At 63.9% G+C, this 16,523-nt stretch carries 20 protein-coding genes and 4 tRNA genes; 18 read left to right on the top strand and 6 right to left on the bottom strand.

Annotated features, from left to right (window positions below):
* Position 1: 1 nt before the first annotated feature.
* Positions 2-361 carry a hypothetical protein gene (locus tag H7C86_RS14120; protein WP_003942018.1) on the top strand — a complete coding sequence of 120 codons (360 nt, stop codon included), beginning with the start codon at positions 2-4 and terminating at the stop codon, positions 359-361.
* 80 nt (positions 362-441) lie between these two features.
* On the opposite strand, the gene H7C86_RS14115 is transcribed toward H7C86_RS14120, so the two are convergent.
* Both H7C86_RS14115 and H7C86_RS14110 read right to left on the bottom strand, forming a co-directional pair.
* Complete coding sequence (locus H7C86_RS14115) at positions 442-831, bottom strand: VOC family protein (RefSeq protein ID WP_019744328.1); 390 nt, start codon at positions 829-831, stop codon at positions 442-444.
* Positions 832-859: 28 nt separating this feature from the next.
* On the bottom strand, positions 860-1,753 hold the full coding sequence (locus H7C86_RS14110) for a 1,4-dihydroxy-2-naphthoyl-CoA synthase (RefSeq protein ID WP_024487301.1): 894 nt from the start codon (positions 1,751-1,753) through the stop codon (positions 860-862).
* Positions 1,754-1,836: 83 nt separating this feature from the next.
* Here H7C86_RS14110 and H7C86_RS14105 point away from each other — a divergent pair, with 83 nt between their 5' ends.
* The 3 genes from H7C86_RS14105 to H7C86_RS14095 are packed head-to-tail and all read left to right on the top strand — an operon-like array spanning position 1,837 to position 3,973.
* Complete coding sequence (locus tag H7C86_RS14105; RefSeq protein ID WP_024487302.1) at positions 1,837-2,481, top strand: PaaI family thioesterase; 645 nt, start codon at positions 1,837-1,839, stop codon at positions 2,479-2,481.
* Position 2,482: 1 nt separating this feature from the next.
* Entirely contained in the window at positions 2,483-3,478 is a 996-nt protein-coding gene (locus H7C86_RS14100; protein WP_182261700.1) for an o-succinylbenzoate synthase, read from the top strand.
* 48 nt (positions 3,479-3,526) lie between these two features.
* Positions 3,527-3,973, top strand: a complete 447-nt coding sequence (locus tag H7C86_RS14095; RefSeq protein ID WP_003941973.1) for a DUF6918 family protein — start codon at positions 3,527-3,529, stop codon at positions 3,971-3,973.
* Positions 3,974-4,039: 66 nt separating this feature from the next.
* Here the strand turns inward: H7C86_RS14095 and H7C86_RS14090 are convergent, their stop codons facing one another.
* Together H7C86_RS14090 and H7C86_RS14085 are read right to left on the bottom strand one after the other, a co-directional pair.
* The gene (locus H7C86_RS14090) at positions 4,040-4,867 is read right to left on the bottom strand and encodes a siderophore-interacting protein (RefSeq protein WP_020968957.1); all 828 of its coding nucleotides are present in this window, start codon (positions 4,865-4,867) and stop codon (positions 4,040-4,042) included.
* A gap of 58 nt (positions 4,868-4,925) precedes the next feature.
* Positions 4,926-5,528 carry a flavin reductase family protein gene (locus H7C86_RS14085; protein ID WP_021343457.1) on the bottom strand — a complete coding sequence of 201 codons (603 nt, stop codon included), beginning with the start codon at positions 5,526-5,528 and terminating at the stop codon, positions 4,926-4,928.
* A gap of 68 nt (positions 5,529-5,596) precedes the next feature.
* Between H7C86_RS14085 and menD the strand changes: the two genes are divergently transcribed.
* The 4 genes from menD to H7C86_RS14065 all read left to right on the top strand — a co-directional run bounded on the left by menD (position 5,597) and on the right by H7C86_RS14065 (position 9,600).
* Positions 5,597-7,210 carry a 2-succinyl-5-enolpyruvyl-6-hydroxy-3-cyclohexene-1-carboxylic-acid synthase gene (menD, locus tag H7C86_RS14080; protein WP_020906813.1) on the top strand — a complete coding sequence of 538 codons (1,614 nt, stop codon included), beginning with the start codon at positions 5,597-5,599 and terminating at the stop codon, positions 7,208-7,210.
* Positions 7,207-7,650, top strand: coding sequence for a DUF3592 domain-containing protein (locus tag H7C86_RS14075; RefSeq protein ID WP_019744321.1), 444 nt, complete (start codon positions 7,207-7,209; stop codon positions 7,648-7,650). The genes menD and H7C86_RS14075 overlap by 4 nt, the downstream gene beginning before the upstream one ends.
* 68 nt (positions 7,651-7,718) lie before the next feature.
* Positions 7,719-8,864 (top strand): glycosyltransferase family 1 protein, encoded by a 1,146-nt coding sequence (locus tag H7C86_RS14070; RefSeq protein ID WP_029536746.1) that lies wholly within the window; start codon positions 7,719-7,721, stop codon positions 8,862-8,864.
* A gap of 37 nt (positions 8,865-8,901) precedes the next feature.
* Positions 8,902-9,600 (top strand): demethylmenaquinone methyltransferase, encoded by a 699-nt coding sequence (locus H7C86_RS14065; protein WP_003941879.1) that lies wholly within the window; start codon positions 8,902-8,904, stop codon positions 9,598-9,600.
* A 55-nt stretch (positions 9,601-9,655) separates the two neighbouring features.
* Here the strand turns inward: H7C86_RS14065 and H7C86_RS14060 are convergent, their stop codons facing one another.
* Positions 9,656-10,918, bottom strand: coding sequence for a geranylgeranyl reductase family protein (locus H7C86_RS14060; RefSeq protein ID WP_370627643.1), 1,263 nt, complete (start codon positions 10,916-10,918; stop codon positions 9,656-9,658).
* Positions 10,919-11,022: 104 nt separating this feature from the next.
* On the opposite strand from H7C86_RS14060, the gene H7C86_RS14055 reads away from it, so the two are divergent.
* Positions 11,023-12,072, top strand: a complete 1,050-nt coding sequence (locus tag H7C86_RS14055) for a polyprenyl synthetase family protein (RefSeq protein ID WP_020906817.1) — start codon at positions 11,023-11,025, stop codon at positions 12,070-12,072.
* A 136-nt stretch (positions 12,073-12,208) separates the two neighbouring features.
* Positions 12,209-13,072: a zinc metalloprotease HtpX gene (gene htpX, locus H7C86_RS14050; RefSeq protein WP_007728460.1), complete on the top strand. Its 864-nt coding sequence runs from the start codon at positions 12,209-12,211 to the stop codon at positions 13,070-13,072.
* Between the two features lie 70 nt (positions 13,073-13,142).
* On the opposite strand, the gene H7C86_RS14045 is transcribed toward htpX, so the two are convergent.
* Positions 13,143-13,634: a YajQ family cyclic di-GMP-binding protein gene (locus tag H7C86_RS14045; RefSeq protein WP_003941854.1), complete on the bottom strand. Its 492-nt coding sequence runs from the start codon at positions 13,632-13,634 to the stop codon at positions 13,143-13,145.
* A gap of 224 nt (positions 13,635-13,858) precedes the next feature.
* Here H7C86_RS14045 and H7C86_RS14040 point away from each other — a divergent pair.
* The 8 genes from H7C86_RS14040 (at position 13,859) to secE (ending at position 16,506) form a co-directional block, all read left to right on the top strand.
* Positions 13,859-13,941, top strand: a tRNA-Tyr gene (locus H7C86_RS14040).
* Positions 13,942-14,252: 311 nt separating this feature from the next.
* Positions 14,253-14,325 (top strand) — tRNA-Thr (locus tag H7C86_RS14035).
* Positions 14,326-14,370: 45 nt separating this feature from the next.
* Positions 14,371-14,443 (top strand) — tRNA-Met (locus H7C86_RS14030).
* Between the two features lie 61 nt (positions 14,444-14,504).
* On the top strand, positions 14,505-14,672 hold the full coding sequence (rpmG, locus tag H7C86_RS14025; protein ID WP_003941903.1) for a 50S ribosomal protein L33: 168 nt from the start codon (positions 14,505-14,507) through the stop codon (positions 14,670-14,672).
* Between the two features lie 86 nt (positions 14,673-14,758).
* Positions 14,759-15,313 (top strand): (3R)-hydroxyacyl-ACP dehydratase subunit HadA, encoded by a 555-nt coding sequence (hadA, locus tag H7C86_RS14020; RefSeq protein ID WP_019744315.1) that lies wholly within the window; start codon positions 14,759-14,761, stop codon positions 15,311-15,313.
* On the top strand, positions 15,300-15,725 hold the full coding sequence (hadB, locus tag H7C86_RS14015; protein WP_182261699.1) for a (3R)-hydroxyacyl-ACP dehydratase subunit HadB: 426 nt from the start codon (positions 15,300-15,302) through the stop codon (positions 15,723-15,725). Before hadA ends, hadB begins: the two co-directional genes overlap by 14 nt.
* Positions 15,726-15,898: 173 nt before the next feature.
* Positions 15,899-15,971 (top strand) — tRNA-Trp (locus tag H7C86_RS14010).
* Positions 15,972-16,002: 31 nt separating this feature from the next.
* On the top strand, positions 16,003-16,506 hold the full coding sequence (gene secE, locus H7C86_RS14005) for a preprotein translocase subunit SecE (RefSeq protein ID WP_020968963.1): 504 nt from the start codon (positions 16,003-16,005) through the stop codon (positions 16,504-16,506).
* Positions 16,507-16,523: the final 17 nt, after the last annotated feature.

The raw sequence follows: 16,523 nt of genomic DNA, 5'->3' as shown, positions 1-16,523 counted from the left end.
GATGACTACTCTCGCCGAAGATCGCCGTGAGGAATTCAAGAAGAACATCGCAGAGTTGAAGCTGGACAAGAAGCAGGCAGGCGGCGACGCTGCGACGCGCATCGCCGGCCTGGTGCTCATGGTCGTCGGTGTGGTCGGCGCCTTCGTCGTCTACATCTCTTCGCTGACGCTCTCGGACCTGCGGGATCTGGTGTCGTACCAGATCCTCACCGTGGTTTTCCTCGCCCTGACAGTGGTCGGTGCCGCACTCTTCCTGGCCGCATCGGTGGCAAAGGTGCTGCGGCTGTGGTTGGTTCGCCAACTGCTCGAGGGTCAGGCCCAGACAGATCAGATCTCTCAGGCGCTGAGCACGCGCAACTGATCTCTGCGAAGAACCGACAGATGCCCGCCACGAAAGTCGTGGCGGGCATCTGTCACTGCTCGGCTACAGCTGTGTCTCGACTACGCGGACGGTGGCCGGGAATCGCGTCGGATCGGATGGTCCTCCGGGATCTGCACCATCACGATCGGTGTCCCGTCGGGGTCGGCGATCCACATCTCGTGCAGACCCCACGGTTCTTGCCTGGCCTCGCGGGCGATCTTGACTCCGGCGAGAACCAGTTCGGTCTGAGCGGCAGTGAGGTCACGGACCTGCAGCCAGATCGCGCCGCGAAAGCCACCTTCGCCGGTGCCGCCGTGCGCAGCGACTTCGATCAGCCCTTGGCCGGCGAAGAAGACTGTGCCGCCGGGATATTCACGAGCGATCGCCAGACCGAGGGTGTCTCGGTAGAAGCTCAGCGTTCGTTCGTACTCGCTCGGGCGCAATATCGTACGGCTACTCAGAATCTCCACGTCCGACCTCCCTCTCGCACCTACTGTCTCAGAAGTACCAGGGATATGGTGACCAATCGGGATCACGCTTTTCGAGGAACGAGTCGCGACCCTCGACGGCCTCGTCGGTCATGTACGCCAAACGTGTTGCCTCACCGGCGAACAGCTGCTGGCCGACCAACCCGTCGTCCTGCAGGTTGAACGCGTACTTGAGCATCCGCTGTGCCTGCGGCGACTTGCCGTTGATCTTGCCTGCCCAGTCGATCGCGACGTTTTCGAGTTCCGCGTGGTCGACAACCTTGTTGACCGCGCCCATCTGATGCATTTCCTCGGCGGTGTACGTCTCACCCAGGAAGAAGATCTCGCGAGCGAACTTCTGGCCCACCATCTTTGCCAGATAGGCGCTGCCGTAGCCGCCGTCGAAGCTTCCGACGTCGGCGTCGGTCTGCTTGAACCGTGCGTGCTCGCGGCTGGCGAGCGTCAGGTCGCACACCACGTGCAGGCTGTGACCGCCGCCCGCAGCCCAACCGTTGACCAGGCAGATTACGACCTTCGGCATGAAGCGGATCAGGCGCTGGACCTCGAGGATGTGAAGGCGTCCGGCGCGTGCTTTGTCGACGGTGTCCGCCGTTTCACCTTCGGCGTACTGGTAGCCGCTGCGGCCACGGATGCGCTGGTCTCCGCCCGAGCAGAACGCCCAGCCGCCGTCCTTCTCGCTCGGTCCGTTGCCGGTGAGCAGGACCGCTCCCACGTCGGAGGTCATACGGGCGTGATCGAGCGCGCGGTACAACTCGTCGACGGTGTGCGGGCGGAACGCATTACGTACTTCCGGTCGGTCGAAGGCGACGCGAACGGTGCCTTGACTGACGTGCCGGTGGTACGTGATGTCGGTGAGGTTCTCGAATCCGGGAACAGGGCGCCAGAGCTGCGGGTTGAAGGTCACCTCAGTCACGATAGAGGCACGCCTTGCGTGTCTAACGGATGCCTGAGGTAGAACACGTTCCCGGGCGCGCTAACGTGCAGGTCATGAGCGAACAAACCGCAGACGGCACGGAGATCGTCACAGACGGTGAGAAGCGGGGCGGATTTCCACGGTTCCGGCACACTCCCGCAGGTCCGGACTTCGGCCGCTTCGTCGAAGCGATGCGCAGGTTGCAGGACCTTGCCGTCTCGACCAATGTTCCCGACGACGTACTCGCAGACATCGCTACGCAGGCCGAGGAGCTTGCCGATCGGTTGACTCCGTACGAGGTGCCGGAGGGCAAGTCGCCCGCGGGCTCGAACATCCAACTGCCCGGACGCGGCAGCCTCCTCATGCTCCCGTGGATGGTCGAGAAGTTCGACACCGAAGGAGTCCGCAGTACCGGCGTCTTCCGCCGCTACCACCTGGGCGGCAACGGTGCCGCTCACGGCGGTGTCCTGCCCTTGCTGTTCGACGACGTCTTCGGGATGACGGTCCACGCGGGTGGTCGTCCGATTTCCCGGACCGGCTACCTCCACATCAACTACCGCGCGATCACTCCGCTCAACACGCAACTGGTGATCGAAGGGAAGGTGGATCGGGTCGAGGGTCGCAAGACCTTTGTCAGCGCACGCCTGACCGACCTCGACGGCAAGCTCCTCGCCGACGGTGAGGCGCTCATGATCGAACTGCTTCCAGGACAGCCCTGACATGTTCCCCTCGTTCGACGATCTGATCTCGGACGCCGTGGTGCTCGCGCTGCCGATGCGAGTTCGCTTTCGCGGCATCATGACTCGTGAGGCTCTGCTCGTTCGTGGCCCGGCCGGGTGGGGAGAATTCGCACCCTTCGTCGAGTACGACGACGACGAGGCGTCGCAGTGGCTGCTCGCCGGGATCGAGGCGGCGTGGCTGGGTCCGCCGCCTGCGCTTCGTCACGCCGTTCCCGTCAACGCCACCGTGCCGGCGATCGACGCCTCGGCCGTTCCGCAATTGTTGGAGCGCTTCCCCGGGGCCCGGACCGCCAAGGTCAAGGTCGCCGAGAAGGGGCAGTCGTTGGCGCAGGACGTCGCCCGGGTGAACGAGGTGCGTCGGCACATCCCGAACGTGCGCGTCGACGCCAACGGCGGGTGGAGTGTGGACGAGGCGATCACGGCTTTGCGAGCGATCACCGAAGACGGTGAACTCGAATACGCGGAGCAGCCGTGTGCAAGCGTCGAGGAACTGGTCAGCGTCCGCACCGCGGGGACCGGTGTGCGGATCGCTGCCGACGAGAGCATTCGCCGTGCCGAGGACCCGTTGCGCGTCGTACGAGCCGGGGGAGCGGACGTAGCCGTCGTGAAGGTGCCGCCGCTGGGCGGAATGCGTGCTGTGGTGGCGCTGTCGGCGCAGCTGGCGGACTACGGGGTGCCGGTGGTGGTCTCGAGTGCGCTGGACACGGCTGTGGGGATGTCCGCGGGACTGGCGGCCGCGGCAGCCTTGCCCACGCTTCCGTTTGCCTGCGGACTCGGCACGGGTGGCCTGTTCGTCCGGGATGTCGCGGTCACCGGAGCAGCCGTCGATGGCGCTTTGTCCGTTGGTGCCGTCGAGCCTGATCCGGTTCTGCTCGAGACGCTGGCCGCGCCCGCGGACCGGCGCGACTGGTGGTTGGAGAGGGCCAGGCGCTGCCATCGGATACTCGGCAGTAGAGACCTGCCGAATTTCGTATAGTCTCGGGCGCGACCTGATGAACATCAGTGAAGAATGAAGGGATCGAAAGTGGTTGCAGCTCTGAACGAAACCCTGCTCGAGGAATCACGGGTTCCCGCGGTCGTCGCGGACGTGCAGACCTTGATCGACGCAGAGGTTTCGGATAAGTCGGGGGCCTCAGGGCTGGCTCTCAAGGGTGGCTACGGCGCGGTCAAGAAGGTGAGCCCGTCCATCGTGCCGGACGCCGTCACCGCGCTTCTGCCGGCTTTCGTGGCAAAGCTCGAGCCGTACTGGCAGGAATTCTCGGCTTCCGGTGAAGGCAGCTTCGCCGATTTCATCAGCGCCCGCGGTGACGCGGTTGCCGATTCCCTCCTCGAGGTGACGGACGAGCGTATCGAAGGTAGCGACAAGGCCGTCGTCAAGTCGATGTACTCGAAGCTGCGCGGTTCGGCCAAGAAGCATGTGACTGCAGCTCTGCCGCGTCTGGGCGATGTGATCCAGAAGCACGCTGCATAAGCGAACGTAAGACAACGAGCGGCCCGGGAGTTTCTCCCGGGCCGCTCGTTTTTTTGCATTCGTTTGTCAGTGAGCCGAATGTCCGTGGCGCCAGAAGCCGGTGAAGGTGATGTCCGTCTTGGCGAACTTTCGGTCGTTCACGAGATGCCGACGCAGCCCGGTGGTGAGTGCCTGTTCGCCGGCGACAAACGTGTAGGACGGCCCCTCGGGCAGTTCGGCGGCGCGGACGGTCTCGAGGGTCAGAACACCCGGCGTTGCGTGTTCGTCCTCGCGAACGAGCCAATGCACGTTGACGTTCGCCAACTCCGGAATGTCTTGCTTGTCTTCGATGTTCGGAATCTCGACGAAGACCTCGGCACGCAGGTCTGCCGGCGCGGTTTCCAGAATGCCGATGATCGCCGGAAGTGCGCTCTCGTCGCCGACGAGCAGTTGCCACTTGGCCTCGGGTGTGGGGTTGTAGATGCAGCCTTCGTCGAGGAGGGCGACATTGTCGCCGGTCGACGCGGTGTCCGCCCACGCGGATGCCGGGCCGATGTCGCCGTGATAAGCGAAGTCGATGTCGATCTCCGTGGTCTCGCCGAAGAGACCGGATCCGGCAGCACGGTAGGCGCGAATCGTGTAGTTGCGCACGACGGGTCGCGTGTCCTTGGACATCAACAGGTACTGCGCGTACCAGAGATTGCTTGCCGCGCTCGGCAACCGGAGTTCGCTCTGGCCGACCTGCGGGATGAACATGCGGAACCACTGATCGGCACCCATCGGTGCGATGGTGGACAGCTCTTCGCCGGCAATGGTCACCCGGATGAAGCTCGGGCTGATTCGTTTGTTCGCCACGACCTGCGCCGACACGATGCTGCGTGAGGCCGGTTTCACGAACTTGGCGCGCTTGGCCATGACTGGTTGCTCCCTGATTAGCTGTTACTCGTACCTAATCAGGTAACCCTAACCTGATTTACGGCCGGTGTGGAGTGGTGGGTCTGTCCTTTTCGACGACTTCGGGAGGAAGACCCCACTGCGCTCGGCCAAGTCGGCTCATCGGTGCGATTGCCGCGAAGTCCGGTAACCCGTCGTCGGCGACAGCCTCGGGACGTACTGCGACCGCGACCACATTTCCCATCACGACAAATGAATTACCGACCTCGATGACCTGGTGAAGCGTGCATTCGATGGCGATCGGGGAGTCGGCGACCCGGACGGGGCGAACCCGCTCGCTCGGTTCGCTACGGATGTTCAACTCGAGAAATTCGTCGGCCTCGGCGTCGTAGAAGGCCGAACTCTTGTTCACCACGTCTGCGAGCGTGGCGGTCGCCAGGTTGATCACGAATTCGCCGGTCGCTTCGATGTTGCGCAGACTGTCCTTGCGTCCGACCGACGTGAACTGCACGATCGGCGGCGCCGAACTTGCCACGGTGAAAAAGCTGTACGGAGCCAGATTGCCGACGCCGTCCGCCGACAGGGTGGACACCCAGGCAATCGGCCGGGGGACCACCGAAGCGGTGAGTAACTGATAGAACCGGCGGGGTTCGAGCTCGGCTGGATCGAAGAGTGTGCGCACCCACACATAATGCCGCTGTCCCCGCCCCTGGGCATGCTTGCACCCGAACATCTGACACTCTTGAAGGCGTGAATCCGTCCACTGCACAAGCCACAGCCGTCGTCGACGAACTGGTTCGTGGTGGCGTGCGTGAAGTCGTGCTGTGTCCAGGCTCTCGCAACGCGCCCCTCGCATTTGCCCTCCAGGCCGCCGATCTCGACGGCCGGTTGCGTCTGCACATGCGGATCGACGAGCGGACAGCAGGCTTTCTGGCACTCGGACTGGCAATCGCCGGGAAACGACCGGTCCCCATCGTGATGACCTCCGGGACCGCCGTCGCAAACCTCGGACCGGCTGTCCTCGAGGCGAACTACGCGCGAGTGCCGCTGGTGGTCCTGAGCGCCAACCGGCCGTACGAGATGCTCGGCACCGGCGCCAACCAGACCGTCGAGCAGCTCGGGCTCTTCGGCAGTCAAGTTCGCGCAACCATCAGCCTGGGATTGGCCGAGGACGATTCGACGCAGAACAGCCAGTGGCGCTCGGCGGTCTGCCGGGTCCTCGCCGCTGCCCGCGGAACCAGATCCGGAAACGCGGGTCCGGTGCATTTCGACATCCCGCTCCGTGAGCCGCTGGTGCCGGACGTGCACGTCCATGGCCCGGTTCCGGAGGGCCGTCCCGGCGGTGCAGCCTGGACCACCACGCAGAACGCGACGCTCGATGTTCCGGTCGATCTGGACCTCACCGCAGATACTGTGGTCATTTCCGGACACGGCAGCGCACTTCGGCCTGAGCTGGCCGGCCTGCCGACGGTGGCCGAGCCGACGGCTCCGATGCACGGGATCGCACTGCATCCACTCGCGCTCTCGCAACTCAAGCCCAAGCAGGCGATCATCACCGGCCGCCCGACGTTGCATCGTCAGGTCTCGAAGGTTTTGGCCGATCCGAGCGTCGACGTCTACGCGCTGACCACCGGGCCGCGCTGGCCCGACGTATCCGGCAACGTGCTCGCCACGGGAACCAGGGCAGTGGTCACCGGGACGCCCGATCCCGCCTGGATTGCTCGATGCGCCGCGCTGACCGAACACGCCGAAACTGCCGTCCGCAAGCAACTCGACGCCCACCCCAAAGCCACTGGTCTGCACGTGGCAGCTGCCGTGATGGATGCACTCGCGGACGGCGACCAGCTTCTGCTCGGCGCGTCCAACCCCGTTCGCGACGCGGCCCTCGTGAGCTATCCCAAGCCCGCCGTGCGGGTGCTGTCCAATCGCGGGGTCGCAGGTATCGACGGCACCGTCTCGGCGGCGGTCGGTGCCGCACTGGCATACGAGGGCGGCCGGACCGTCGCGCTCATGGGCGACCTGACCTTCCTGCACGACGCGTCCGGGCTGCTGATCGGGACCGGTGAGCCGAGGCCGAGCGACCTCACCATCGTCGTGGCCAACGACGACGGCGGCGGCATCTTCGAACTCCTCGAACAAGGCGACCCGCAGTACGCCGGTGTCTTCGAGCGAGTGTTCGGAACACCGCACGGCATGGACCTCGCTGCGCTGTGCGCGGCCTACCGCGTGCCGCACGCAGCCGTCACCGTCGACGCCCTGGCAACGACGCTGGCGCAACCCGCAAACGGCATTCGTGTGCTCGAAGTCGCGACAGATCGCAGTGGACTGCGCGAACTCCACGCTTCCGTGCGAGCACAGTTGTGACGCAAACGGTTCTGCGGCGCTTCCGCATCGGCGTACTCGTGGTTGCGGTCGGCATTTCGGTGCTCGCGGTGATCCTGGTTCTCGGTGCCTGGCGCAACGATCGGACCATCGAATCGAACATGGGGACCGCAACCGCCGAGGTGCTCTCGGCAGGCTCGCTACGTTCGGCGATCAGCTTCGTGACACCAGACGGCGCGAATCACAACCCTGAACTCGGCGTGCTCTACCCCACCAATCTGACTGTGGGACAACGCATCGAGGTGGAGTACTCCAAAGCCGACCCTGATTTGGTCCGGGTAGCGGGACGCAACGCGACGGTGGCGCTGATCCCGGCGGGATCGGTGATCGTCGTGACGTGGCTCCTGGCTGGACCGTCGATCTGGTACCTGCGCAAGCGGGAAGCGGGAGCTCCGGGATCGGCGTCGGTCGCTTCGAGTTAGTTCGCGCTTCGCCGGAACTTCACACGAACATGACGTGGACTTTTCCTGGCCCTGTCACCGTTCTCGGTGTGAGAGTAGCCATCGTTGCGGAGTCATTCCTGCCCAACATGAACGGCGTCACCAACTCGGTACTACGCGTGCTCGAACACCTCGATCGCACTGGCCACGACGCCATGGTCATTGCGCCGGACACTGTCGGATCCGACACCTCTGCCGCCACCGAACACGAAGGTGTTCAGGTGGTTCGGGTGCCCGCCGTCATGGTGCCCAAAGTCAGTTCACTCCCCGTCGGCCTGCCACAACCGCGTCTGACGACGGCCGTGCGGACCTTCGCGCCCGACGTCGTCCATCTGGCGTCGCCGTTCCTGCTCGGCGCCGGGGGAGTGGCCGTCGCCAAGCGGCTCGCGATACCCACCGTCGCGGTTTACCAGACCGACGTCGCCGGATTTGCCGAAAGCTACGGTCTCGGCGTCACCAGTCGCGCCGCGTGGGCGTGGACCCGTCGAATCCACAAGAGCTGCAACAGGACCCTTGCACCCTCCACGTCGGCAGTCGACGCCCTCGAAGAGCACGGCATTCCGCGCGTGCACCGATGGGCCCGCGGCGTCGACGCACAACGATTCGCGCCTTCGCGTCGTAGCTCGGCGTTGCGGCAGTCCTGGATCGGCGACAGCGACAGGTTGGTGGTCGGCTTCGTCGGTCGCCTCGCGCCCGAAAAGCATGTCGAGCGACTGGCCGTGCTGGCGGCCGATCCCAGCGTGCAGATCGTGATCGTCGGAGACGGCCCGGATCGCGAGAACCTACGACGACTGATGCCGGATGCGATCTTCACCGGACAACTCGGCGGTACCGCGCTGGCCGACGCCTATGCGAGCCTGGACGTATTCGTTCACCCCGGCGAGCACGAAACTTTCTGCCAGGCGGTTCAGGAAGCCCTCGCGAGCGGTGTACCTGTCGTCGGACCGGACGCCGGTGGCCCGCGTGACCTGATCTCGCATTGCCGCAACGGCTACCTCCTGCCGACGGACAGGTTCACCGAACTCCTGCCAAGCGCCGTCGACGCACTTCGTCAGCGTGATCTGCGGGTGCAGTTCGGCTCCGCGGCGAGGCGCTCGGTGCTGCACCGGACCTGGCCGGCAATCTGCGAAGAGTTGCTCCGTCACTACGAGGACGTGCAGGGCCTCGGGCGGCGAACGGGTGCCAGAGCAGCCTGAACGCCTTCGCTGCCCGAGGGTTGGTAGCGTTTCGGGTGTGGCCACTACACACGGAACCCGAGCAACTCTCGAGAAGCAACCGCACGAAGTCGCGTCGATGTTCGACGACGTCGCGGAGCGATACGACCTCACCAACACCGTGCTGTCCTTCGGCCAGGACAAGGGTTGGCGCAAGGCCACCCGCGAAGCCCTCGACCTCAAGCCGGGCGAGAAGGTACTCGACCTCGCCGCCGGAACCGGAGTCTCGACCGTCGAACTGGGGCGATCCGGTGCCTGGTGCGTCGCCACCGACTTCTCCAAGGGAATGCTCAAGGCCGGAATCTCGCGCAAAGTTCCGATGGTCGCAGGTGACGCGATGTACCTGCCCTATGCCGACAACGTGTTCGATGCCGCGACGATTTCCTTCGGCCTGCGCAACGTCTCCGACTTCGAAGCCGGACTGCGCGAGATCGCCCGCGTCACCAAGCCGGGCGGACGTCTCGTCGTCAGCGAGTTCTCGACGCCCGTCTTCGGGCCCTTCCGCACGGTCTACATGGAGTACCTCATGAAGGCGCTCCCGCAGGTCGCACGCACCGTCAGCAGCAACCCCGACGCCTACGTCTACCTCGCGGAATCGATCCGTGCCTGGCCGACCCAGGAAGAGTTGGCTCGCAAGATCGAGGCTGCCGGGTGGAAGAACGTCAAGTGGCGCAACCTCACCGGCGGCATCGTGGCGCTGCATTACGCCACTGCCTGAACTGCTGTGCGCCTTTATTAACCCCCGGCGGTTAATAAAGGCGCACAGCAGTTGCTCAGCCGAACAGCGGTCGGGAGTCGATCTTTCTCGACGCGGCCCCCGACGCACGCCATGCCTTCGCCGTCAGATCGGCGTCGGCGTCGGTGACGAGGTTCCCCATCACCCGAACGGCGACCGTCATCAGTGCCCGTGAGCGCATCGCGATCGGGCCCGAGGCGGGCAGGAATTGCGGAACCGTCAGCAGGCCTGCGAGTCGGCGCGCGACCGAGAACGCCTGCCCGTAATGCTCCCGAAGCACGGTCGGCCACAGCTCCGTGAGGTCGTCGGCGCCGAGCTGTTCGACCACCAGACGTCCGCCTTCGAGGCCGTAGTCGATGCCCTCACCGTTGAGCGGGTTCACGCACGCTGCGGCGTCGCCGATCACGGCCCAGTTGCGTCCGGCGATGTTGGAGACGGCGCCGCCCATGGGTAGCAAAGCCGAAGCGACGGAATGAATTTCGCTGCTCCACTGCCACTCGGTTCGGCGCTGGTCGGTGTACAAGTCGAGCAAGGGACGCAGAGCACCCGGCGCCGGGCGCTTGGACGTCGCCAGTGTCCCGACGCCGATGTTCACCTCGCCGGTGCCGAGCGGGAAGATCCAGCCGTACCCCGCCTGCAACGTGCCCTCGGCGTCCCGCAGTTCCAGATGCGAGGTGATCCACGGGTCGGCGCTGCGCGGCGTCGCGACGTAAGCGCGTGCCGCGACGCCGTACGCGGTGTCCCGGTGCCACTGCCGTCCCAGCTTCTTGCCGAGCGTCGAGCGAACGCCGTCGGCGATGATCAGCGTCCGGCAACGAAGAGTGCTGCGTCCCGAGGGGCCGGCGAGTACGACGGCGGCTACTCGATCACCGTCGAGTTCGACGTCGACGGCCTTGGTGCCCTCGACCATGACCGCGCCGGATTCGACGGCGCACCGGCGAATGGCGTCGTCGAGTTCGGTCCGGGGGATCGCACTGCCGATCGGCGGGAACGACGTCCCTGGCCACTCGAGTTCGAGTTCTTGGCCGAAGCCGGACAACCGCAGGCCCTTGTTCGTCGTATGTGACCGAACCCACTCGCCGAGGCCGAGGAGATCCAGTTCGGCCACGGCGCGCGGAGTGAGTCCATCACCACAAGTCTTGTCTCGCGGGAACACGGCAGCGTCCACCAGCACGACGTCTCGGCCGCTGCGGGCGGCCCATGCCGCGGCCGAAGAACCCGCGGGACCTGCGCCGATGACCACAATGTCGGTTTCGGTCGGAAGCGAATCGACGACGGGGGACTGCTCTTCTACGGACACACTCACATCTTCCCAGGCTCGCGATCGCCACCGTGGCGAGGCCGTCCCGAGTGCGAACCGCTAGGTTCACTACCGTGGGAACCGAGCCGTCACTGACGACAGGAATGGGTACTGACATCGTGAGCACCGAAAAGACTGCTGCCGACGCAACCGCATCGAGCACCGTCGTTGCAGGCATCGACCTGGGCGACGAACAGCTCGCCGCAGTAGTGCGTGGTGGACTCTCCGATGTCGAGGAGTTGTTGGTCAGCGAGCTGTCCGACGGCGAAGACTTCCTCACCGAGGCCGCGCTGCATCTCGCGCGAGCCGGGGGAAAGCGCTTCCGTCCGTTGTTCACGATCCTGACCGCGCAACTCGGACCGGTGCCGAACGATCCGTCGATCATCACCGCAGCGACTGTCACCGAACTCGTTCACCTGGCGACGCTCTATCACGACGACGTCATGGACGAGGCGTCCATGCGGCGCGGAGCACCCAGCGCCAACGCCCGCTGGGGAAACAGCGTGGCGATCCTGGCCGGCGACTATCTGTTCGCGCACGCATCACGCCTGGTATCGACGCTCGGACCTGAAGCCGTTCGGATCATCGCCGAAACCTTCGCCGAGCTGGTCACCGGCCAGATGCGCGAGACGATCGGCGTCAAGAAGGAACAGGATCCGGTCGAGCATTACCTCAAGGTCGTGTGGGAGAAGACCGGTTCGCTCATCGCTGCATCCGGACGATTCGGCGGCACCTTCTCCGGCGCCGACGCAGCTCACATCGAGCGCCTCGAGCGCCTGGGTGACGCCGTCGGCACCGCGTTCCAGATCTCCGACGACATCATCGACATCTCCTCCGTATCGGCGCAGTCCGGCAAGACTCCGGGCACCGACCTGCGCGAGGGTGTCCACACCCTGCCCGTCCTGTACGCGTTCCGCGAAGAAGGAGCCGACGCAGATCGCCTGCGGGAGCTGCTCGCGGGCCCGGTCACCGAAGACGCACTGGTAGAAGAAGCTCTCGAACTGCTCGAGCGTTCGCCGGGCATGGTCAAGGCGAAGGCAAAGCTGGGCGAGTACGCAGTCTCGGCAAAGGCCCAGTTGGCCGAGCTCCCGCAGGGACCGGCGAACGAAGCGCTCGTGCGCCTCGTGGACTACACGATCGAACGAGTCGGCTGACACACCTGGGGTGAAACCCTGACGACCCTGGGTGGGAACCCTGATGACCCTGTCCTTCGTTGACCGAACAGAACCGGTGCATACGCCGGGAGTTCGGGTGAGCCCTTCGGCTCCAGCGAGGCAAGAGGTGAGCAGTTTGCACGGCTACGCGAACGGTGCGAAGACATTCGGGTTGTTGGTGGGGATGTCGGCGCTGATCGTCTTCATCGGCTCGCTGTTCAACAGCCCGTTCCTTCTGTGGGGATCCGTTCTGTTTGCCGTCGGCATGAATGCCTACGTGTACTTCAACAGCGACAAGCTGGCGCTTCGATCGATGCGCGCCCAGCCCATCACCGAGGTCGAGGCACCGGCGATCTACCGGATCGTGCGCGAACTCGCCACGACGGCGCACCAACCGATGCCCAGGCTGTACGTCAGCCCCACGAACGCCCCGAACGCGTTTGCCACCGGTCGTAGCCCTCGGCACGCCGCGGTGTGCGTGACCAGCGGCATCATGCAGATCCTGAACGAACGCGAACTGCGCGCCGTACTCGGGCACGAACTCTCCCACGTCTACAACCGGGACATTTTGATCTCGTCCGTGGCCGGCGCGATGGCCAGCGTCATCTCTGGCCTGGCCAACTTCGCGATGTACGCGAGCATCTTCGGTGGCCGAGGGAACGGGCAGGGAAGTAATCCGATCGCCTTGCTGCTCGTCTCCCTACTGGGACCGATCGCGGCAACCGTGGTCAAGCTGGCCGTCTCGCGCTCTCGCGAGTATCAGGCTGATCAATCGGGAGCCGAGCTCACCGGTGACCCGCTGGCGTTGGCGTCGGCGCTGCGCAAGCTCGAGTCGGGCGTGGCAGCCGCGCCGTTGCCGCCTGAGCCCAAGCTCGCGGCGCAGTCCCACCTGATGATTGCCAACCCCTTCAGGGCGGGGGACAAGGTGAGCAAGCTGTTCTCGACGCATCCGCCCATGGCGGACCGGATCGAGCGTTTGGAGAAGATGGCCGGGATGTAGGGCCGTCGGCCCCTGTGCGCGGTTAGGTAGTCCCAGGACTCCTTAACCGCGCACAGGGGCGCAGCCCCTACTACCGGTAGTTCACGAACTGCAGGGCGATCCCGAAGTCCTCACCCTTGAGCAGGGAGATGACGCCCTGGAGGTCGTCGCGCTTCTTGCTGCTCACACGAAGTTCCTCACCCTGGATCTGCGCCTTGACGCCCTTGGGGCCCTCGTCGCGAATCTTCTTGGTGATCTTCTTCGCGTTCTCGCTGCTGATGCCCTGGACCAAGGTTCCGGACAGCTTGTAGATCTTTCCGGACTGCGCCGGCTCGCCGGCATCGAATGCCTTCAGCGAGATGTCACGACGGATCAACTTCTCCTTGAACACGTCGAGGGCGGCCAGCAGTCGCTCCTCGGTGTCGGCGTTCAACGTGATCGTCTCTTCACCAGACCACTCGATCGACGCTCCCGTGTTTCGGAAGTCGAAACGCGTGGTCAACTCCTTGGCAGCCTGATGCAGGGCGTTGTCCACCTCTTGACGGTCAACCTTGCTCACCACGTCGAAGGACGAATCAGCCACTTCACACTCCCGCTTTCCGGTAGTTCACGAACATCGAGTTCTGCCCACCTTCCATACCGGTGGACACCTCGACGTTATCGGGTCGGCACCGCCCGTTACCACCCGGTTTGCAAAATGGGGGTGTGTTCGTTGTATTCTTCTCACCGCACCGAGGAAGCCGTTTTCGGCCGCCGCACGTCGCGATATACTTGCGAATGCGCCGGATCGAAGCCTGGTGCAAGCACGGCAGATTGCCCGAGCGGCCAATGGGAGCGGACTGTAAATCCGTCGGCTTATGCCTACGTAGGTTCGAATCCTACATCTGCCACACCAAGTCAGCCCCGATTCTCTTTTAGAGAGTCGGGGCTGACTTTTTTGTGCTTGTTCCGAGGTCGGGTGCGCGTTGGTGACGCCGGCATCGGCTGCGGCTCAGGGGTCTCGGGAGTGCTTCTTGGGATGGCTTCGGGGGAGTGCGGGGTCAAGTTGGTTCCCGCAAAGCCCTCGCCAGCGGCCCCGATCGGTGCAACAATGGGCTCCGGCACCATTTTTGCCCCGATGACCAGCGGATTTGGTGCTGGCGCTCGTTCGTGTGTAATCTTTCGGAGGCTTCAAGAGAGCGGCAACGCACTCCTGAGCCACGCCCCCTTAGCTCAGTCGGTAGAGCGTTTCCATGGTAAGGAAAAGGTCAACGGTTCGATTCCGTTAGGGGGCTCGCTGGATTGTGGTGCCGTGCTTTCCGCGCGACACTCGACACCGAGGCGGTGTAGCTCAGTTGGTAGAGCAAACGACTCATAATCGTTGCGTCGCCGGTTCAAGTCCGGTCACCGCTACACAATATGCATGATCCACCCTGATTGCTCGTAATCAGATACACCCGAAAGAAGGCATCCCGTGGCCTCCTCGACCGACGTTCGGCCCAAGATCACCTTGGCCTGCGAGGTATGCAAGCATCGCAACTACATCACCAAGAAGAATCGGCGCAACGACCCCGATCGCCTGGAGCTCAAGAAGTTCTGCCCCAACTGCGGAACCCACCAGTCGCATCGCGAGTCGAAGTAGTAAGTCCTTAACAGGACGACGATTTTCGCGGAAGACCCTCTCTGGGCCTGCGTCTTCGGGTCCTAGCTAGAAGAGAGTCTCACCGCGTGACAGATTTGCAAGAGAACCAGGCAGCGGCCGAGGTCCCTACGGACCCGGCCGCTCATGCCGTCCAGATGGTCGGTCACCACTATCGTGTCGAAGACTTCTACGAGGTCGGACGCGAGAAGGTGCGCGAGTTCGCTCGCGCCGTCCAGGACGCGCATCCTGCGCACTACGACGAATCGGCAGCCAAAGGCCTCGGATACGACGGCCTGATTGCTCCCATTACGTTCGTCGCCATCGTGGGTGCCATTGCTCAGCGACGTCTGTTCGAAGAGATCGTCACCGGCTACGACTTGAGTCAGATTCTTCAGACCGATCAGCGACTGGTGCTGCACAAGCCCATGCAGGTCGGTGACCGACTCTTCTGCGATGTTTTCCTGGATTCGTTCAGGCAGGCCGCAGGTAGCGACATCATCGTGACCAAGAACATCATCACCGATCAGAACGACGAAGCAGTTGTCACCACGTGGACAACGCTTGTTGCTCGAACGGGTGGGGAAGTGGACGAGAACATTGCCCACGCAGTCAAGGACGTGATGATGCATGTCGCTTCGTAAATTTTCCGACGTGAGTGTCGGCGAACTTCTCCCCGAGAAGTCCGTCACCCTGACGCGTGGAAACCTCGCCAACTACGCGGGTGTTTCGGGAGATCCCAATCCGATTCACTTCAGTGACGAGGTCGCACGACTTGCCGGCTTGCCGGACGTCGTCGCGCACGGCATGCTCTCCATGGGCATCGGTGCCGGCTACGTCACCGAATGGCTGGGGGATCCGGGTGCAGTGACCGAGTACAACGTACGGTTCACGAGCCCGGTGATCGTGGCAGCCGACAAGGCTGCCGAGATCGAGTTCACCGCCAAGGTGAAGTCGATCGACGAAGAAAGCAAGACCGCAGTACTGGCAATCGTGGCCAAGTCCGAAGGTAAGAAGATCTTCGGTCGTGCCACCGCCACGATCCGTCTAGCCTGATCGCAGGGCGGATTGTGTTTGTTCCGGGGCTTTGAAGTACACTGAGATTTCTGGGATTCCTCAGCGCTGCGCGCTGCCCTGAATGTTGCAAGACATTCACCTCGGGTAGCGCGTATGTTGTGTGATCGCAGAACGGTTGATTCAGGCAGGGTCCACCTGTCGATGTCAACCAAAGGGGCGTAGCTCAACTGGCAGAGCAGCGGTCTCCAAAACCGCAGGTTGCAGGTTCAAGTCCTGTCGCCCCTGCCCCCGGATGCCAGCGACTGAGAGGAACGACGTGAGCGAGGAGCGCGCCAAGCGCGACGCCGACACTTCGGATGCGGAGACTTCAACGTCTGCCGATTCGACCGGTGTCGACGACACTGCAGCTGACGCGACTACGCGTTCCGATCTGTCGTTGGACAAGGACGGTGCCGAGAAGGCTCCCTCCGCATCCAGTGGGGTTTCCAACAAGCCGACCGGCAAGCGCGCTGCACGCGGCGCCTCGGTCAGCGCGTCCACCGTGAAGACTCCGGCCCGGACGGCATCCCGGACATCTTCGGCCAAGCCGACTGCAACGAACCCCGGCAAGAAGCCCAAGGCGAAGAAGGACAACATCTTCAAGCGCCTGCGCAAATTCTTCCGCGAGGTCATCGCAGAACTCCGTAAGGTCATCTGGCCGAACCGCAAGCAGATGATCACCTACACCAGCGTCGTGCTGACGTTCGTGGTCTTCATGGTCGCTTTCATCAGCGGCGTCGATATCGCTGTGATCAAGGGTGTCACCTGGCTGTTCGGCTGATCGCCGTAGCAGTCGGG

Origin of the sequence: Rhodococcus sp. UFZ-B548 (assembly GCF_903819475.1) — a bacterium.
Classification (GTDB): domain Bacteria; phylum Actinomycetota; class Actinomycetes; order Mycobacteriales; family Mycobacteriaceae; genus Rhodococcus_F; species Rhodococcus_F erythropolis.
Note: the sequence above shows the minus strand (reverse complement) of the source record. Positions and strands in the feature narration are given on the sequence as shown.

Excerpts from the sequence above, each read along its gene's own strand:
- H7C86_RS14120 (WP_003942018.1), top strand. The coding sequence starts at position 2 with ATGACTACTCTCGCCGAAGATCGCCGTGAGGAATTCAAGAAGAACATC.
- H7C86_RS14105 (WP_024487302.1), top strand. The coding sequence starts at position 1,837 with ATGAGCGAACAAACCGCAGACGGCACGGAGATCGTCACAGACGGTGAG.
- H7C86_RS14100 (WP_182261700.1), top strand. The coding sequence starts at position 2,483 with ATGTTCCCCTCGTTCGACGATCTGATCTCGGACGCCGTGGTGCTCGCG.
- H7C86_RS14090 (WP_020968957.1), bottom strand. The coding sequence starts at position 4,867 with ATGGCCAAGCGCGCCAAGTTCGTGAAACCGGCCTCACGCAGCATCGTG.
- H7C86_RS14055 (WP_020906817.1), top strand. The coding sequence starts at position 11,023 with ATGGGTACTGACATCGTGAGCACCGAAAAGACTGCTGCCGACGCAACC.
- hadB (WP_182261699.1), top strand. The coding sequence starts at position 15,300 with ATGTCGCTTCGTAAATTTTCCGACGTGAGTGTCGGCGAACTTCTCCCC.